Origin of the sequence: Thermoflavimicrobium dichotomicum (assembly GCF_900114055.1) — a bacterium.
GTDB classification, from domain to species: Bacteria; Bacillota; Bacilli; order Thermoactinomycetales; family Thermoactinomycetaceae; genus Thermoflavimicrobium; species Thermoflavimicrobium dichotomicum.
Genome location: NZ_FORR01000024.1, coordinates 28,554 through 46,401 on the forward strand (window position 1 = coordinate 28,554; position 17,848 = coordinate 46,401).

The following is a 17,848-nucleotide window of genomic DNA, read 5'->3' on the forward strand; positions in this document are numbered from 1 at the left end:
CCCCCTTTCTGACTTAGAAATTAATCGATCTCGAAGTGAATGTGTTTCGTTTCACAGTATTCCATCAAGCCGTCAATCCCCCGGGTACGACCCAAGCCGCTCTGTTTGTAGCCTCCGAATTCGGCCTCTGGAAAGTTTTTATTGTACGTATTGATCCAAACTGTTCCAGCTTTGATTTCCTTCGACATGCGCATCGCACGGTTCAAATCGGTCGTCCAGACACCTGCCGATAATCCGAAGTCGGTATCATTTGCCATGGCAAGTGCCTCCTCGTCACTGGAAAAGGTTTGAACGGCAAGAACGGGACCAAAAATTTCCTCCCGCACAATGCGGCTGTTTGCCGGAAGATCATCAATAATCGTCGGTGCAAAGAAGTATCCTTGATCGTACTCTCCACCTGTTAACCGGTAACCGCCTGTGATGATTTTTCCTTCCTGCCGTCCGATTTCGCAGTACTCTGCAATCAGATCCAGCTGGTTTTGAGAAATTACCGGTCCCATGTCTGTGGATTCAAGAAGTCCATTACCAACACGGAGATGTTCGGCATAGTCTTTTAATCGGGAAAGAACTTCTTGCTTGATTGACTCATGCACCAATAGTCTGGAACCGGCCATACATATCTGTCCTGCGGAAATAAAAATGGAACGGCCAATCAAAGGAATCGCTTTATCCAAATTCGCATCGTCAAACACCACATTTGGGGATTTTCCGCCAAGTTCTAAAGCTAGTTTCTTGATATTACTTGTGGCCAACTCCATAATCGTCTTGCCGGTGGAAGTATCCCCAGTAAAACTAATCATGTCAATTTTTTTACTGGTTCCCATAGCAGCTCCAATCGATCGTCCCGGCCCTGTGACAATGCTGACAATCCCTTTTGTAAAATGGGGGACTTCTGCAATCAGCTTGAAAATTTCCACAGAAATCGCCGGCGTAAGACTTGCCGGTTTGACAATCACACCGTTTCCCGCAGCTAATGCCGGTGCCAACTCCCGAATCATCAGCAGAGCCGGCCAATTCCAAGGTGAGATAATCCCTACTACTCCGATTGGCTCTTTTGCTATGACACCGAAGTTGCCAGGTTCCAACTGAATCGAGCGACCAAACACGGTCCGTGCAGCTCCGGCAAAATATTTTAAAGTGTCCACACATCCCATCAGCTCAATACGGGACTCCCGAATGGTTTTTCCTTGCTCCATGGTCAGAATCCGAGCAAGATGCTCCAGATTTTCCTCTATTTTTTGAGCTAACCCAAGCAAAGCTTCATAACGGCGTTTCGGATTATATCCCCAATCGCTTCGCTGATACGCCTCATATACGGAGTCGATCGCTTGTTCAACGTCTTGAACAGTCGACTTTTGAGCGTAACTGATTAAGCTCCCAGTTGCCGGATTTCGCGATTCTAAAAGTTCCTTGGATGATGACTCTGTCCACTCACCGCCTACGTAATTGCAATAAACAACCGGTTTCTGTTCGGTCAAAGAAGACATTTTTCTCCTCCCACGTACAGTTAATTTTCAGCCATCCCTTTCCATCTCATACGAAATAGTTTTGATAGCGGTTTCATTAATTACCAAGATGAACTTCGCTCTCGAGTTTTTGAAGAGTCCTATAGCCAGCACACCGTAAATCGCCCCGTTTGCACCAGAAATCCCAACGATGACTCATCATTGGCCTACCCCCCGCAAATATTTCCTGTCTTCTAGTTGAATTCACCTTTTGTTTCCGGGATGATCAGGCTTCCAATCAGGTACAAGACAAACACCCCTGCTGCAAAATAAGTTAACGTAAGAGGAATGTTTTGCGTCGCACCGCTGGCCAAGGATACGAAAGTGGGCATCATACCGCCAACTGCAAATCCCATATTCCAGGATAGTCCAGTACCGGTGGAACGTATTGCCGTTGGGAAGCGCTCGTTCAGAAAGATCAGGATAGGCGCATAGGCGGCGTTTCCTAAAAAGGAAAGCGCTAGAGCATACGCTGTAATTGAAGGAACGGTCGTCGCACTTGCCATCCCCAGGTAAAGGAACGGAAGCACAACAAGGCTGATGCCCCCCATGATCAGAAACGTTTTCTTTCGTCCGATAAAATCACTGAGAGAACCAACCAGCATGGACGCAATAATTGCTGCAACGCTTGCACCCATAAGAATCATGGAGGAAGTGCCGGCAGGCAATTTATTAATCACTTTCAGGAACGTCGGAAGGTACCCGGACGTAAGGTAATACGCAGTGCCTCCACCAGTCACAATCATGAGATTAACGAGCATCACGGGGAGATATTGGCGCGAGAAGACTAACCGTAAAGGTGCCTTTTGCGGCTTTGCCTCTTCTTTTTGAGATTGTTTGAGTTGTACCCACAGCGGAGACTCCTCAAGCGACTTAAATACAAATAGGCCCAGGATCGAGCTGAGAATCCCTGCAAAGAACATGAAACGCCAGCCCCATACGCTGAATTCCGGTCCAGGAAATACGGCTGATACAGCAAAGTAAACAATGGATGCGAGCAAGGCTCCAAGGCCGGCTCCGCCGCCACCGATCAGACCGGACATGAATCCGCGATACTTTGGCGGAACTGATTCGGTACCGATCGTATGAGTAGATGCAACGACACCGCCGACAAAAACCCCTTGGATCAAGCGCAGGATTATGAACAGGATTGCGGCAGTAACACCAATTTGACTGATTGTGGGCAGAGCACCAAACAGCGCCGTGGAGATGCCAACACCCGTCACTGCTATTGTCATCGCTCGCTTTCTGCCGTTTCTGTCCGCTATCGAACCAAAAATCGCTGAACCGACCGGCCGCATAAGCAGAGTTACGGCAAAAGAAGCATATACGGCAGCCAATGAAAGTGTCGGAATACTCGCCGGAAAGAACAGCTTTCCTACCTCAGGCGCTACATAAAGCAGGACAAACAGGTCAAATAGATCCAACGACCATCCTAAAACCGATGCAACCGAAGCAGTTACTATTTGGCGGCGATTCACTGACACACTCTGTGTACGAGTACTCGTACTGGTGCTAGTACTCATCGACATATCAAACCCTCCGAAATAGATATGAATGATGCTAATAGGAACAAAAATATTATCAATCTGAAAATTTATGGTGGAATCTCTGGGGATTGAATCACATCCAACCCCCAGACTATTTTGCAAATGAGATGTATTAGCGACCAGTAAAATTAGGTTTCCGTTTTTCGTAAAATGCCTTGACTCCTTCACGGAAATCGTCCGTGCTTCTGAGCATTCCGTAAGCAAAACCCTCAATCTCAAGGCCGGCACTGAGCGGTCCTTCTTGCGAAGCGTTCAGCACTTGCTTCAAAACCCTCAAGGTAAGAGGAGAGAATTGCAGAAGTTCATCTACCAAGTTTTGCACCGCATTCTCCAGCTCTTCCTGCGGAACCACTGTTGTAAGAAGTCCCCATTGGTATGCCTCGTCTGCCGGAATTCGACGTCCGCGCATGATCATGTCTTTCGCACGTCCAAGACCCGCAATCCTCGCAATCCTTTGTGTCCCCCCACTTCCGGGAATCATTCCCAATCTGATTTCCGGTAACGCAAGGAGAGTTGTTTCCGATGCAACCCGGAAATCGCAGGCCATGGCGATTTCAAGGCCGACGCCAAACGTATACCCTTGAAGCTGAGCAATGACTGGTTTTGGGGAACGTTCCGGTGCGGCTACATTCTTATGCAACACAGACAGTTCTTCTGGGTGCCGCTCCATAAATTCCGCGATAGTTCCCCCGGAAGTAAATGCTTGGGTTCCTTCGCCTTTAATGATAATGACCCGTACTTCCTCATCTTTGTTCAACATTTCAAATATTTGATTCAGATGAAAACGTCCGATATAGCTCAATGTATTCATCTTTTCCGGCCGGTCCAGAATGATGGTGGCCGTTTTTCGTGCCGGATTCTTTTCCACGCGAATGTGATCCCACTCGTTTACAAATGCTTGTCCATGTTTTTGTTGTTCCATTTACGATACACTCTCCTTTTTCAGATATAGTTTTTCATATTCGGCCTTGAGCTTGCGGCGCAGAATTTTCCCAACAGGACTCTTGGGAATGGCAGAGACTAATACATACTGCTTCGGGCGTTTGAAGTTGGATAGGCGATTGCTTTCCTTGCAATAAATATCCAGCTCCTCCACCGTCAGTGCAGGATCTTTCGGAACCACGAAAGCGGTTACAACTTCGCCCCAGCGCGGATCCGGCAATCCAACCACAGCCACTTCGGCCACCTTCGGGTGTTTTGCGATCACATCTTCCACTTCGAGAGGATGGATGTTTTCACCGCCGGATATGATCATGTCGTCAACCCGGCCCAGAACAAAGAGATCTCCTTCTTCATCGATCATCCCCATATCACCTGTGAAGTACCATCCGTCGCGGATCGCCTTTTTTGTTGCGTCAGGACGATTCCAGTATCCCTGGAAAGCTTCACTTGTTCGAAGGTCGACAATAATTTCACCTGGTACTCCTGACGGTACTACGTCATCCGGGGTTGAGTTTCCGTCAGGATCAGGAACCACAACGCGAATCCGTTGATGGAATCCAGGTTTTCCCGCACATCCCGGCTTTTTATCCAGGTAATTGCAAACAGAGACCGTATACACCTCCGAAGAGCCGTAATGGTTAATAAAAATATCCGGCTTTAATTTTTTGAAAATCTTTTCCGTCAATGCCTTAGTCATTGCTGCCCCGGCATATCCCAATTTTTTCAGCGACGAAAGATTATATTTTTCAAACTCCGGATGATTTAATATATCGTGGAAGATGGTAGGCACAAGATACAAACACGTAATTTTTTCTTTTTCCAGTTGGTCAAGTACAGCTTGAGCACTGTAATCCGGTATCATTACCAACTTTCCGTTCAGGAAAGCCATTGATAGGAGGGAACGCATGCCCATGGTATGGTAGAGGGGCATGACGCCCAGGGTTCTTTCCTGAACTTCATATCGATTCTGAATAATATGGGCTACAGCTGCACTATACTCGTTCTTGTGAGTACGCGGAACCCCCTTTGGACACCCTGTGGTCCCTGATGTGTATAACATCAAGCAAACATCATCATCGTGAATTCTCGGTATAGCAGGTTTTCCCGACCCGATCTCTTGCAGTTCCTCGTAGCAAATATCTGCACCCTGTGCTGCTTGCACACTGATTTTCAATGTCTTAATTCCTTTGATAGCTTCAAGTACTGTTTTCTTACTTACCGGTTCATAAATCACTGCTTTAGCGTCTGCATCCTGCACACAATAATTGATTTCATCGGGCGACAGCCGGAAATTGATCGGGGTAAAAATCGCTCCGATTTTTTGGATCGCCCAGTACAGAATCACCATTTCCAACCGGTTTTTTAGTACAAGAAGAATCCGGTCCCCCTGTTTAATACCGAGAGTTTGCAATCCCGAAGCTGTTTTGTCAATTACCCGATTCATCTGTTCATAGGTAAGCCGGGTCTCACCTTGAACAAGGGCTTCATATTGCGGGTACCGTTCGACTGCAAATTCAAACAGTGACACCAGATCCATCAGTTTTTTCACCTTCCTTTTGCCTGTTTGCCACTTTTTCTATTGCTTCGATAATCCCTTTGTACCCGGTACATCTGCATAAATGCCCCGACAGCATTTCCTTGATCTCGTCGGTTGTCAGATCTGAGTCAGTGCTGAGCAACTCAACAGCGGACATTAGTATACCAGGAGTGCAGAATCCGCACTGTAAAGCATGGCACTGGGAAAAAGCTTCTTGCAGGGGATGAGGTTGGCCGTTTTTTGCCAGTCCTTCCACTGTCATGATCTCTTTCCCGTCAGCCTGAACGGCGAACATCAGACAACTCCTGACCGCAGAACCGTTAACCAAAACTGTACATGCCCCACAAACTCCATGTTCACAGCCGACATGAGTACCCGTGAGCCCACAGTCTTCCCGCAGAAAGTCACTCAGCAGCTTCCGGGGTTCCACCCGTTCCTCGTAGACCTGGCCATTGATTTTCATTCGGACTTCAACCATTTCTCGACTGGAGACTTTGATCATGACGCACTCCCCTTTCCGATTGCCCTGTGGTAGGCAGTTTGAATCGCCTTCTTGGCAAATACCCGGGCCAAATGAAGTCTGTACTCCCTTGAGGCGTGCAGGTCCCCTTCCGGATCCACATGAGCGGATACAATGCGGCCAGCTTCCTCCAACAACGTCTCTGTCAGTTTTTCCCCAATCAGAACATCGACAGCTTCTTCTACCAGAATCGGAACGGCGTCAACTCCTCCCATCGTCAGGCGTATAGTCGTAATCCGCCCTTCACTATCCGTGTCGAGAATACAGGCTGCCGCTACCAAAGCGAAGTCGCCATGTCTCCTGCTGTATTCCTGAAATGAGTATCCCTTTGGAACCGAATCAACAGGAAACTTCACTTCCGTTAGAAGTTCACCCGGCATAATATCGGTTGTCAAATACGTAATGAAAAATTCGCTCAGATCCACCTCCCTGCTTTCCTCAGCGCTTTGGATAACGGCTCTCCCGTTCAACGCCAGAAACGATAGGGGCAGCTCTGCCGTTGGATCCGCGTGAACCAAACTGCCGCCGATTGTACCCCGATTACGGGTCTGCATATGGCCAATGAATGGAACCGCCTCCGAAAGCAGCGGACACTTTTCCTGGATCAGCGCCGATTTCTCCACATCCCTTTGCCGGGTCAAGGCACCCATCTTAATCCACCCGTCCTCGTACCGGATGTAGTTCAAGTCTTGTAATTCGTTAATATCAATTAGACACTTAGGAGAGGACAGCCGCATATTTAAAATCGGGACCAGGCTTTGTCCCCCGGCGATCAATTTTCCTTCGTCACCGTACTCGGCCAGTAGTTGAAACGCTTCCTCCACCGTAGCGGGACGGCAGTAATCAAATGATGCCGGTTTCATGCCCTTTCCCTCCTTTCACAGAACAGTTGTTACGCTGTTTTCTGTTCATTTTCAATTTCCTTCTTGACTTTTTTGAAAAAATCACTAATCAGCAACTTTGCCACTCCGCCAAGCATTCTTTGCCCAATGGCTGCTACTTTGCCCCCAACTTCAGCGGTGTAGCTGTAGGTTAGATTGGTTTTTCCCTCGGCAACCGGTGTCAAATGAATGACTCCTTCCGCATCTACAAAACCTGGTGCCCCTTCCCCGTGCACAACCAGTTTATAGCCTTTTGGAGCTTGCACATCCACCAATTCAATCGTTGCGTCATATTTCCCCTTCACCGCAGCGATCCCGACAGCAAGTTCAGCACGGTACTTTCCTTCTTCAATTAATACCAACTGCTTGCATCCCATGATGCACTCTGCAAGCACCTCGGGATCCATCAATTTTTTCCATACATGCTCAATAGAAGCGTTTAGTTCAATGGAACCGTTTCCGTTCATACCAGTTCCTCCTTCAGTTGTTTCTGATTATGTGCTTCCTGTATCAAAGACCAAATACGATTCGGCGATAAAGGCAGACTGTCAATAGTAATACCCAGAGGCGAGAGAGCATCCGCAACTGCATTCGCGATTACAACCGGAGCGCTCATTGTATTTCCTTCTCCCAGGCCTTTCGCACCTAGAGGCGTCAGCGGAGATGGCGTCGAAAAATGCTTGATTGTCACCGGTGGAATTTCGGTGGCTGTCGGACACAGGTAATCCATGAAACTTCCTGTCAGGAACTGTCCATTACTGTCATAAGCCAGTTCTTCATATAAAGCCCCGCCAAGACCGTGAACCAATCCGCCCATGATTTGACCGTCTACAATCAGGGGATTTAACAGTTTCCCTGCATCATGGACCGTGATATAATCCAGGATCTTCACTTCGCCCGTATCCGGATCGACTTCTACAGTTACCGCATCCGCCACAAATCCGTAGGTAGCCGATCCATTGACGAGATCATTTTCGTCTGGCGGAAGAGCAGTCGGAATCGTATAAAAAGCAGTCTCATGAATACCCGGTTCCATACCGTCCGGCAGCCCCTGCGGATTCCAATGGGCGGATCCGATCAGTCTTTTCAAAGAAACCTGCTTTTCCGGATTGTTTCGAACAAAGACCTTTCCGCTTTCAATATCAAGGTTGTCTATCGATTCTTTAAGTTGATCCGCTGCGATTTCTAACAGTTTTTGTCGAACTTTCAAAGCAGCATGGTACACGGCACTGGAACCAATCGGTGCAAACCGGCTGGAATAACTTCCCGATGCCACTGACCAAGGGCTCGTCAGTGTATCCATTTCGGCAATCACTTTAACGGAGCGAGGGTCTACTCCAAGCACTTCCCCGACAATCTGGGCTGCAACAGTTTCATGACCCTGTCCTGTGGGCACCGTACTGATCCGCACGCTGATTCCGCCCATAGGGTCAATGGATACGGTCGCTCCTTCTGCACATCCGGATTTCGGAAGCGACTTTGCACGTTCCTCAGGAGTCAGCGCTACCGTGATATAACCCATGTTTGACCCGGAAGGTTCCACGATGCAGGCTAAGCCGATGCCAAGATACTTTCCTTCCTGATGGGCTTTCTCCTGACGTTCACGGAATCCCTGGTAATCAACCATTTCCAGCGCCTTTTCAAACGCGGTAAGGTAATCCCCGCTGTCGTAAATGCCTCCAGACGCGGTTTTATAGGGAAACTCCTCTGCTCGAATCAGGTTTCGTCTGATTACTTCTGCTGGGTCCATATCCAGTTTGTCGGCAATCATATGCATGATCCGTTCCAACGGAAAATAGAGTTGCGGCCCTCCGTATCCCCGAATAAGCCCCGTTGGACTCTTATTGGTCATAACAGCTACAGTTTCCATGGCTAAATTTTGAATTCGGTACGGTCCAGTAGTGTTTGAATGGGTTCGATACAAACAGGCCGGTTCAGGAGCCCGAATATATGCCCCTACATTGTCTACCATTTTCATCTTTAAGCCCGTAACCGTTCCGTCCTTCTGGACGGCCGCTTCAATCCAGGTCACTCTGTCAGTTCCACTGGAGCTTGCCATCAGATGTTCTTGCCGGTCTTCAATCCATTTCACCGGCAGTCCAATCTTTTTGGATACAACCCCCATCAGAACCATGTACGGAAAAACGCCCGACTTGATACCGTAACTGCCTCCAACATCTTTTGGAATGATGATTCGGAGATGATTGCTTGGAATTTGCAAAGCGGCTGCCATCACCGACTGTAAGGTAAAGGGACCGTGGAAATTGGACCAGATTGTCAAATTGTTGCCACACGCCTCGTAATGAGCGATCACTCCATACGTTTCAACCGGAGTAGCGCTATATTTCGGGAAAAAGAACTTATGCTTAATGACAAAGTCAGCTTCCATGAACGCCTTATTAACGTCTCCGTAATGAAATGTACGGTGATTGGCAATGTTGGACTCCACTTCCTCATGGAGGATCGGTGCTTCCGGCTCCATCGCCTTCTCAATATCCACCACAGCAGGAAGCGGTTCATATTCAACTTCAATCGCATCCAGTGCGTCTTCCGCTAAATACCGGTTCTTCGCCACTACAACAGCAACAGGCTCGCCTACGAAACGGACTTTATCCACGGCAAGTGAATAGTACTTTACAGGAGCGGTTACCCCCACCGGAAACGGTTTGGTCATTTCCACAATGTCTTGTCCCGTGACTACACCTTTAACGCCTGGCATTTGTTGCGCTTTTTCCGTTCGGATGGATTTGATTCTCGCGTGCGGATATGGACTGCGCAAAATGGCAGCGTGATGAATATTGGGAAGCGGATTCAAATCATCAATATAAGTGCCCTGCCCGGAAGTAAGTCGCGCATCTTCCACCCGAGACATCGGTTGGCCGATTCGATTCTGTTTCAATTACGGCATCCTCCTTTCACTACTACTCTTTAATCATCTTCAAAAGTATCACTACAGGGACCGCTATTCTCATTAATAAGATTGGGAAACTCAACATTAACCGCAACAACTAACCCGTCCGTTCCTGTCAGCAAGGCTTTTTTTACTCAATCAATCCAGCTGATGAACGAAGTAATTCATTCGATCCCTGATCCCGTCCTCAAAAATCGACTGGGTGCCGAATCGTCGGATTCGATAACTGTTCTCATCGTATAAGCCTTTCGCTTCCCCAGGGTAATGTTCTGGATCATCCGAAGCGGCTTAATTTAATAATAGGAATTTATCATATTTAATGGTTTAAATATTATTTCATACCTGTTTCAACTTTTTTGCTAATCCGAAGATATGTCTAAAAGGTGAATTTCTCCTCAGGATCATTATTGTGTAAGAGATTTGAAAAGATACTCCGATATTCACTAGGCGTCATGCCTTCGATTCGCTTGAAGGTAGTGGCAAAATAGCTTGCATTCGCAAATCCGGTATTATTCGCAATTACTTCGATCGGAAGAGAAGTCATCTTAAGCAGCCTTTTTGATTGTTCCACCCTGTATTTTGTCAGGTATTCAATAAATGTGACCCCCATCTCCGCCTTAAACAAACGACTGAAATGCGAGGCGCTAAGGTAAACCCGGTCAGCCACTTCATTTAGAGTAATCGGCTCATGGAAATTGCTATGAATATAGTTCAATGCACTTTGAATGGGGTTCCCAAGGTCGATCTCGATTGTTTTCGAAGAGGACACCGCTTTCCTTAGATAATTTGCTTCTTTAATCAGATCCGGAATTAAAAGCCTGTCAAAGGTGGAGAAAAGGTCCATTTTTGAAAGCGGTTTCAATAAATATCCGGAAAAGCCGGCATTGATAGCAGCCTGTACCATTTCAAACATTTTTAAATGAGTGAGTACGATAATCGAAACGTTAGGGTATAGTTCGAGTACCTTTTTTCCAAACTGAAGCCCGTCCATATCCGGTAGCGATAAATCAAGAATCACAATGTTTGGCTGATTTTGCTTCAATAAAACCAAACCACGCTCTGCAGAGCCAGCTTCAAATATCGAGAGGTAACTGTACTGGCTTTCCTGGACGACTAAACGGATTTCTTCACGACTTTCCACTTCATCATCTACAATTAGCAACCCAGCCAAGACAATCCCTCCTTATGAATTATTGCTGTTATATGAAAAAAATTTAAAAATCTACTTTCTGAAAATTTCCATTCCGAAGTTCATGACGCAATATTTTTCCTGCTGGATTTTTCGGAATTTCCTTAACGAAAACATACTTTCTGGGACGTTTAAAATTGGATATCTTCGGATTCTGCTTACAAAATTGATCCAGTTCCTGCACGGTGATTTTTCCATCTTTCGGAACGATGTAAGCTGTTACAATCTGTCCCCAGTGCTCATCTTCTTCCCCGATCACCGCTGCCTCCAGTACCTTGGGATGACGGACCAAAACTTCCTCAATCTCCATAGGAGAAATGTTTTCCCCACCAGAAATCACCATTTCATCAATACGTCCCACAATGTAAAGATCCCCGTCTTCATCGAGAAATCCAAGATCTCCCGTGAAAAACCAATGATTGCGAATTGCTTTTCTTGTTTCATCCGGACGATTCCAATATCCTTTAAAAGCTTCAATAGATCCGGCATGCACAATAACTTCTCCCACTTTGCCCTGCGGAACAATATCCTCTGGCGTAGAAGCCCCGCTGGGATCCGGTTCGACAAGCCGAATTTTTTGATGAATTCCCGGTTTTCCAGCACATCCCGGCTTTTGCTTCAGTATGGAACAAGTGGTGAAGGTGTATATTTCCGTGCTACCATAATGGTTGATAAAATGCTCCGGTTTTAACATTTCAAAGCATTTTTTTGTTAACGCTATAGACATAGGGGCGCCTGCATAACCGATCTTTTTAAGCGATGATAAGTCAAATTCCGAAAAAGATGGATAATTCAACAACTCATGATACATCGTAGGGGTCATAAATAGACAACTGATTTTTTCCCTCGACAAAAGAGTGAGAGCTGTATGGGCATCAAAATCGCGAGCCAGGACATATTTCCCGTTTAAAATGCACATCGCAAGTAAAGATCGTATCCCCATCGTATGATACAAAGGCATGACTCCCAACGTACTTTCAAAAAGTTCATATTGATTTTGTATAATGTGAGCCATGGTGGATGCATATTCGTTTTTATGGGATCGCGGCACCCCTTTAGGAACCCCGGTAGTTCCTGAAGTGTAAAGCATGACAGCTATATCATCGTCTTCGATGGTTGAACTTTCAGAAAAACTTGAACCCCTTGCAACCAGTTCTTGGTATGTGAGGTCTCCTTTGTCTTGTTCTAAACCTATTAAAATGGGTCTCTCATTAAATTTAGCTTTCATAACAGTACGTTCACTGCTATTCTCGAAAAAAACGATTTTCGGCTCCGCATCATTCATACAGTATTGAGTATCCTCCGGTGACAGGCGATAATTAATCGGTGTAAAAATAGCTCCCAGTTTTTGAATCGCCCAAAAAGTGCAAACCGTCTCAACGCGATTTTTGAGCAGAACCATGATCCGATCTCTTTTTTTGACTCCAAGTTTCTGTAAGGAAGAAGCCAATCGGTTTACTTCCTCATTCAATTGGGCGAATGTGTAACTCCTATTACCCTGTACAAGAGCGATTTTGTTTGGATACCTGCTTACGGCACATTCAAAAACCGTTCCCAGATTCAATTTCATCATCTCCTTTGATCGCTTGCCCTAATTCTTTTTCTTATAAATAATTTTAACACTCCCCACTTGGAGTAGTTTTAGTAAAAATTATACAATATTATCAAAACATAAGTATTTGTATTTTTGATATGTGTACTTTTATAAATCAATCAAATTATCCGGAAATTAATAACAGGACTTTATACGGTGACCCCTATAACCTAAAAAGAACCTCCCCATTATAAGTTTGAACAGGGAGGTTCTTCATCATTATTATTCAAGATTTATCCAGACCGATTTTACCTGAGTGTACAATTCGAGTGCATAGCTTCCCATTTCACGTCCAAAACCGGATTGTTTATACCCGCCAAATGGAACTGAAGCATCAAACGCATTATACGTGTTCACCCATACTGTACCTGCTTCCAAGGCATGGGCCACCCGGTGAGCTTTCCGTACATCAGTCGTCCAGACTCCCGCAGCAAGCCCATATTCATTGTTGTTGGCACGACGGATAACATCAGCAATCTGTTCCTCATTATCGAAAGGCAGCGCCGCTACAACCGGTCCAAATATTTCTTCCTTTGCGATGGTCATATCATCTCGAACATCAGTGAAGATCGTTGGCGGAACGAAGTATCCAGGACGATCAAGCGGTTGTCCACCCACCAACGGAGTTGCGCCTTCTTCTTTCCCTTTATTCAGGAAATAAGATACTCTTTCCAATTGTTCATCTGACACTAGCGGACCAATCTCTGTCGATTCATCCAATCCAGGTCCCTGTTTGAGTTTTGACGCATAACTGCTCATGTCGGCTAGGAAGTTATCATACACTTTTTTGTGCACAAACAGACGTGAACCTGCACAACATACTTGACCTTGGTTAAAGAAGATACCCATTAGAGCACCCGGAATGGCTTTGGAAAAATCAGCGTCCGGGAAGATGATATTCGGCGATTTCCCGCCTAACTCCAAAGAGACCCGTTTTACGTTACCCGCTGCCTGTCGCATGATCAGTTTCCCTACTTCAGTAGATCCGGTAAACGCAACTTTCCGGATCCGAGGGTGTTGAACAATGGCGGCTCCTGCCGTTGGACCAAATCCTGAAAGAATGTTCACAACACCTTCGGGGAATCCGGCTTCCTGGATCAACTTAGCCAGGTATAGGGCAGACAGCGGCGTTTGTTCAGCCGTTTTCAGAACAACAACGTTACCGGTTGCCAAAGCGGCCCCCAACTTCCACGCTGCCATCAGCAACGGAAAGTTCCAAGGAATAATTTGTCCAACAACACCAATGGGTTCATGCCGTGTGTAAGTGAACATGTTGTGGCTTACTGAATTCTCGATCACTTGACCGTGAATTTTTGTAGCCCATCCGGCATAGTAGCGGAAATGATCAATGGCAAGAGGAACATCGGCATTTCGTGTCTCACGAATCGGCTTTCCGTTATCAAGGGTATCGAGCTGTGCGAGTGCTTCGAGATGTTCCTCCATCAGATCGGCCAACTTCCAGATCAATCGGCCACGCTCACTTGGTGTGAGTTTTGACCAAGGACCCGCAAAAGCTCGTTCAGCAGCTTCTACGGCCCGATCTACGTCTGCTTGATCTGCTTCGTAGACTTCTGCCAGCACCTCTCCGGTGGCAGGATTTTTTGTGGAGAATGTTTTTCCTGAGATTGACTCGACAAACTGACCACCAATGAACAATTTATGGGGTCCGCTTTCTAGAAAAGCTTGGACACGAGGATCAAGTTGAGCTGTAGAGTTTACTGTCATTGAAGAAAACCTCCCATTTTATCAAATATTTCGTTAGGCTTAGGGGGTTCTGCTCCGCTTTTCGGCATATCTCGGAGGAACCCCTGTTTTAATGGATTGTTTTTATTTGAAAAAGCTTTCTTTGGAATAGCTACTTAGGCCAGTAGCTATTCCATCCTGAAAAGCCTTTCACACATGAATATGTAAGCAAGAATCATGCCAACATATAATGCTGCGGAATCATGGGTTTTAAATAAATGGACTGTCCACTTGACGTTAAAGTGTTCAAATTCTGGACACTAAAAAACAAAAGATCCCACTTGCACCAAGTGAGATCCAACATCGTGGCCGGCAGTGGGACAAGAGTCCTTATGGCCTTCTCGGCCCATGCTTCTGTATTTCGACTAGAGCCGAATCAATAATGTGAGCGGATTGCTCCAAACGGGTAAACGGTAAAATCATGAAGCGCTCCCTTTTACAATGAGATGGTCAGTGTGTAGCACTATCCAGTAACATGGCTTGCATATCTGCTTGTACATCCCCAATCAATTTTAAGCCGAATCTTTCTTGTAATATTTGCAACACGCCTGGCGAAATAAACTCAGGAGCTTTCGGTCCAATACGGATATCTTGAATACCTAGACTAAACAACCCCAATAGGATGGCAACTGCTTTTTGCTCAAACCAAGATAACACGATACTGACTGGCAGTTCGTTGACTTCACATCCAAATGCTTCGGCTAGTGCATACGCAATCTTCACAGTGGAAATCGAGTTATTACACTGCCCTAAATCAATATAGCGTGGAATATCTGTTCCTGGTACTACTCCATAATCTACATCGTTAAAGCGAAATTTGCCGCAAGAAGTGGTTAGAATAACTGTTTCTGGTGGCAGGGATGCGGCTAATTCTCGATAATATTCTCCGCCTTTCCCTGGAGCGTCACAACCTGCAATGACAAAGAAGCGCTTAATTTTTCCATCTTTCACAGCCTGGATAATTTCTGGTGCCATTCCTAGTACTGTCTCATGGTGAAAGCCAGTAACGAGCTCTTGATCAGACTCTATTTTCACTTCTGGAAGCTCTAAAGCACGCCTGATCAATGGTGTAAAGTCATCATTTTCAATTTTTTGTACACCTTCCAGACCAGCTACATCGTAAGAGAAGAAACGGTCTGCATACGAACCTTTAATGGGCATGACACAGTTCGTTGTTGCTAAAATAGAGCCTGGGAATTTTTCAAACAGCCTCCTTTGATCAAACCATGATTTCCCGATGTTCCCTTTTAAATGAGGATATTTTTAAGTTTAGGATAACCATGTGCTGGCAACATTTCTGAATGTGTATAAATGTTGATCCCTTTATCCATTGTTTGCTCTAACAATTTTTCAAGTGAAAGCAAATTGTGCCCTGTTACCAAAACGCTTTTCCTTCTATTTTATTTTGGCTGACACGAACGGGCTGCGGAATCCCAAAGCGTTCTGTATGAGCTCGATCCAGCAATTCCATAACCCGGATCGCTGCTTTCCCTACTTTCATCGCCATCTCAAAATGCTCTTGCTCATTGAAGTTGGAATTGGTCAATGTCATGTAAAGTGCTTCATGTGTGGTAGCATCTACAAACGGATCTGTATATCCGAGTTGATAAGCATGTGTACGATATGCAGCAATCCCTTTTAACCCAAAAACCAAAATATCTTGCAAACTAGCAATCACTTCGTTCTTTCCACAAACTCCGATAATTTTACATCCACCTCTTGGCGTCTGTTCACATTGATGACAAAACATACTTCCCTTCCTCCTTTTCCAAGCTATGAAAGAATGAGCCCAAAAGAAACTTATTTTATCCAGCTTGATATCTCTTTCACACTCACATTGTCAAACTGAATTTTTGTCTGTGTATATAAGAGTAAGCGATTTTGAATAAAGATATTGTGATTAATATCACAAATAGGAGGTGGTTCACAGAAAATAAACATTACAATTATAATTAGTATAAGCAGTATTGGAAAAAAGTTAATGTGATTAATTTCACAAAAATAGAGGTGTGTTCACAGCGGAAAGAATGATGCAAGATCCTGATTACGACAAAAAGCCGATATCACAGGGTCTACAGGAACATCGGCTTTTTGATTAGAACCTATACAGGAACATGAACGAGCTTTGTAAGCGATAGAATTAGGGTAGAAGGAGTATCCATCAATTTTGGGACCATCTGTCCAATAAATGGAAAAAGACTTGAGACACCAATTAGGGAACTCAAGTCATTTCGTGTTTATACAGGAAATTCAGGGATTCATCTTGCGCTTCTTGCTGATCTTTTCTTTTTTTCTCTTTTGATACGCCCAAGATTTATATCCCATGCCCTATTGGGATTGTTCTTACCACCTGGAACCACTCTGCAAAGGAGTGGTTTTTCTTGTCTCAAAAACGATCGTTTTTGAGTCGATATATGTTGGTTATGATGATTTAAAATGATAGCATGAGAGTTTGACCAGTCTCAAAAAACGTTTCTAATTCATCGTTCCATGTATAAGATGAGAAATGATTTTTGAGACCCAAAGCCTTAAAATTTTAGCTTTCATATCTGGAAGGGATTTCGGAGGAGTTAGAGACGAAACTAGGAGGGATAGAGTGTATTAAAAAAAGAGCGGGTAGGAGATATCCGCTCTCTTCTTCAGACAGATTCTTGAGAGACGGATCATATCTCGACACTGAATTCCTTTTTCATAAATCGTATCCTCGTAATGATTTATGAAATAGTCTCTATCTATACCAATAATACGAAAGCCACATTTCTGATATAGGGCTAATTGAGAAATACTGGAATTACCATTCCCGATTTCTATAGTTTTTTATCACATTGATTGAGCTGTATCAATAGCATGTAAAACTAACTTTTTTCTAATACCCTTTCCTTGCTCCTGAGCTAAAACAGCAATATTAACAGGCTCTACAGTTTGAGGTCAAGTGTACATATACTCCGATTATTTGTCCGTCTCTTTCTGCGGCGAAACAACGCCCTCGACTTGCCTTTGAGATATTGAAAGAAACAGGAATATTATAAATTTTCCCATCAGGAGGGTCGACCAAATTACTTTTAACCGCCCCAATCCCTGCAGGCAATTATGGAACTATGTACTGTTTAAATTGAATGTAACTATCCGTTGGGGGTAGATCGGCTTGATGACGAACCCGATTTATAGCTGGCACGGTTTAGTTACTTCAAATCAGCTAGACTTCCCCTCTCCCCCCTCCACCAAAATCCTTATGTTCCAATACCGATTGAAAAGTAGTAACTTTATTAAATATATTTGTTTTATACTTGTAAATAAGGAGGAATGATTGTTTATGTCCCTATACATACGAGAGGCAAACGATAACGACATTGAAAGTCTGGCAGAATTAATGAGTGAGCTTATAATGACCCCATAATCTTCCAGACAAAGTTTAAGTTATAATGAAGGAAGAAGAAAGGGGTCGTTTTCAATGGGAAGGAGAAAATGGACAGCTG

General features: G+C 45.0%; 11 protein-coding genes and 2 pseudogenes. All 13 read right to left on the bottom strand.

Going from position 1 to position 17,848, the window contains the following annotated elements; genetic code table 11:
- Positions 1 to 20 precede the first annotated feature (20 nt).
- Positions 21 to 1,487, bottom strand: a complete 1,467-nt coding sequence (locus BMZ78_RS16380; protein ID WP_093231486.1) for an aldehyde dehydrogenase family protein — start codon at positions 1,485 to 1,487, stop codon at positions 21 to 23.
- A gap of 212 nt (positions 1,488 to 1,699) precedes the next feature.
- Positions 1,700 to 2,932 carry an MFS transporter gene (locus tag BMZ78_RS16385; RefSeq protein WP_245739884.1) on the bottom strand — a complete coding sequence of 411 codons (1,233 nt, stop codon included), beginning with the start codon at positions 2,930 to 2,932 and terminating at the stop codon, positions 1,700 to 1,702.
- Positions 2,933 to 3,167: 235 nt separating this feature from the next.
- Entirely contained in the window at positions 3,168 to 3,977 is an 810-nt protein-coding gene (locus BMZ78_RS16390; protein WP_093231488.1) for an enoyl-CoA hydratase/isomerase family protein, read from the bottom strand.
- A complete protein-coding gene (locus BMZ78_RS16395) occupies positions 3,978 to 5,534 on the bottom strand; it encodes a class I adenylate-forming enzyme family protein (protein WP_093231489.1) in 1,557 nt (518 codons plus the stop codon).
- Positions 5,512 to 6,036, bottom strand: coding sequence for a (2Fe-2S)-binding protein (locus tag BMZ78_RS16400; protein ID WP_093231490.1), 525 nt, complete (start codon positions 6,034 to 6,036; stop codon positions 5,512 to 5,514). Before BMZ78_RS16400 ends, BMZ78_RS16395 begins: the two co-directional genes overlap by 23 nt.
- Positions 6,033 to 6,917, bottom strand: a complete 885-nt coding sequence (locus BMZ78_RS16405; protein ID WP_093231491.1) for an FAD binding domain-containing protein — start codon at positions 6,915 to 6,917, stop codon at positions 6,033 to 6,035. The genes BMZ78_RS16400 and BMZ78_RS16405 overlap by 4 nt, the downstream gene beginning before the upstream one ends.
- Positions 6,918 to 6,946: 29 nt before the next feature.
- A complete protein-coding gene (locus BMZ78_RS16410) occupies positions 6,947 to 7,402 on the bottom strand; it encodes an SRPBCC family protein (protein WP_093231492.1) in 456 nt (151 codons plus the stop codon).
- Positions 7,399 to 9,834 carry a xanthine dehydrogenase family protein molybdopterin-binding subunit gene (locus BMZ78_RS16415; protein WP_245739885.1) on the bottom strand — a complete coding sequence of 812 codons (2,436 nt, stop codon included), beginning with the start codon at positions 9,832 to 9,834 and terminating at the stop codon, positions 7,399 to 7,401. The genes BMZ78_RS16410 and BMZ78_RS16415 overlap by 4 nt, the downstream gene beginning before the upstream one ends.
- 388 nt (positions 9,835 to 10,222) lie before the next feature.
- The gene (locus BMZ78_RS16420) at positions 10,223 to 11,017 is read right to left on the bottom strand and encodes a response regulator transcription factor (RefSeq protein ID WP_093231493.1); all 795 of its coding nucleotides are present in this window, start codon (positions 11,015 to 11,017) and stop codon (positions 10,223 to 10,225) included.
- Between the two features lie 43 nt (positions 11,018 to 11,060).
- On the bottom strand, positions 11,061 to 12,599 hold the full coding sequence (locus BMZ78_RS16425; protein WP_093231494.1) for a class I adenylate-forming enzyme family protein: 1,539 nt from the start codon (positions 12,597 to 12,599) through the stop codon (positions 11,061 to 11,063).
- Positions 12,600 to 12,851: 252 nt separating this feature from the next.
- A complete protein-coding gene (locus tag BMZ78_RS16430; RefSeq protein WP_093231495.1) occupies positions 12,852 to 14,354 on the bottom strand; it encodes an aldehyde dehydrogenase family protein in 1,503 nt (500 codons plus the stop codon).
- A 468-nt stretch (positions 14,355 to 14,822) separates the two neighbouring features.
- Positions 14,823 to 16,122, bottom strand: a pseudogene (hcp, locus tag BMZ78_RS16435) (hydroxylamine reductase).
- A gap of 851 nt (positions 16,123 to 16,973) precedes the next feature.
- Positions 16,974 to 17,403, bottom strand: a pseudogene (locus tag BMZ78_RS19230) (N-acetyltransferase family protein).
- Positions 17,404 to 17,848: the final 445 nt, after the last annotated feature.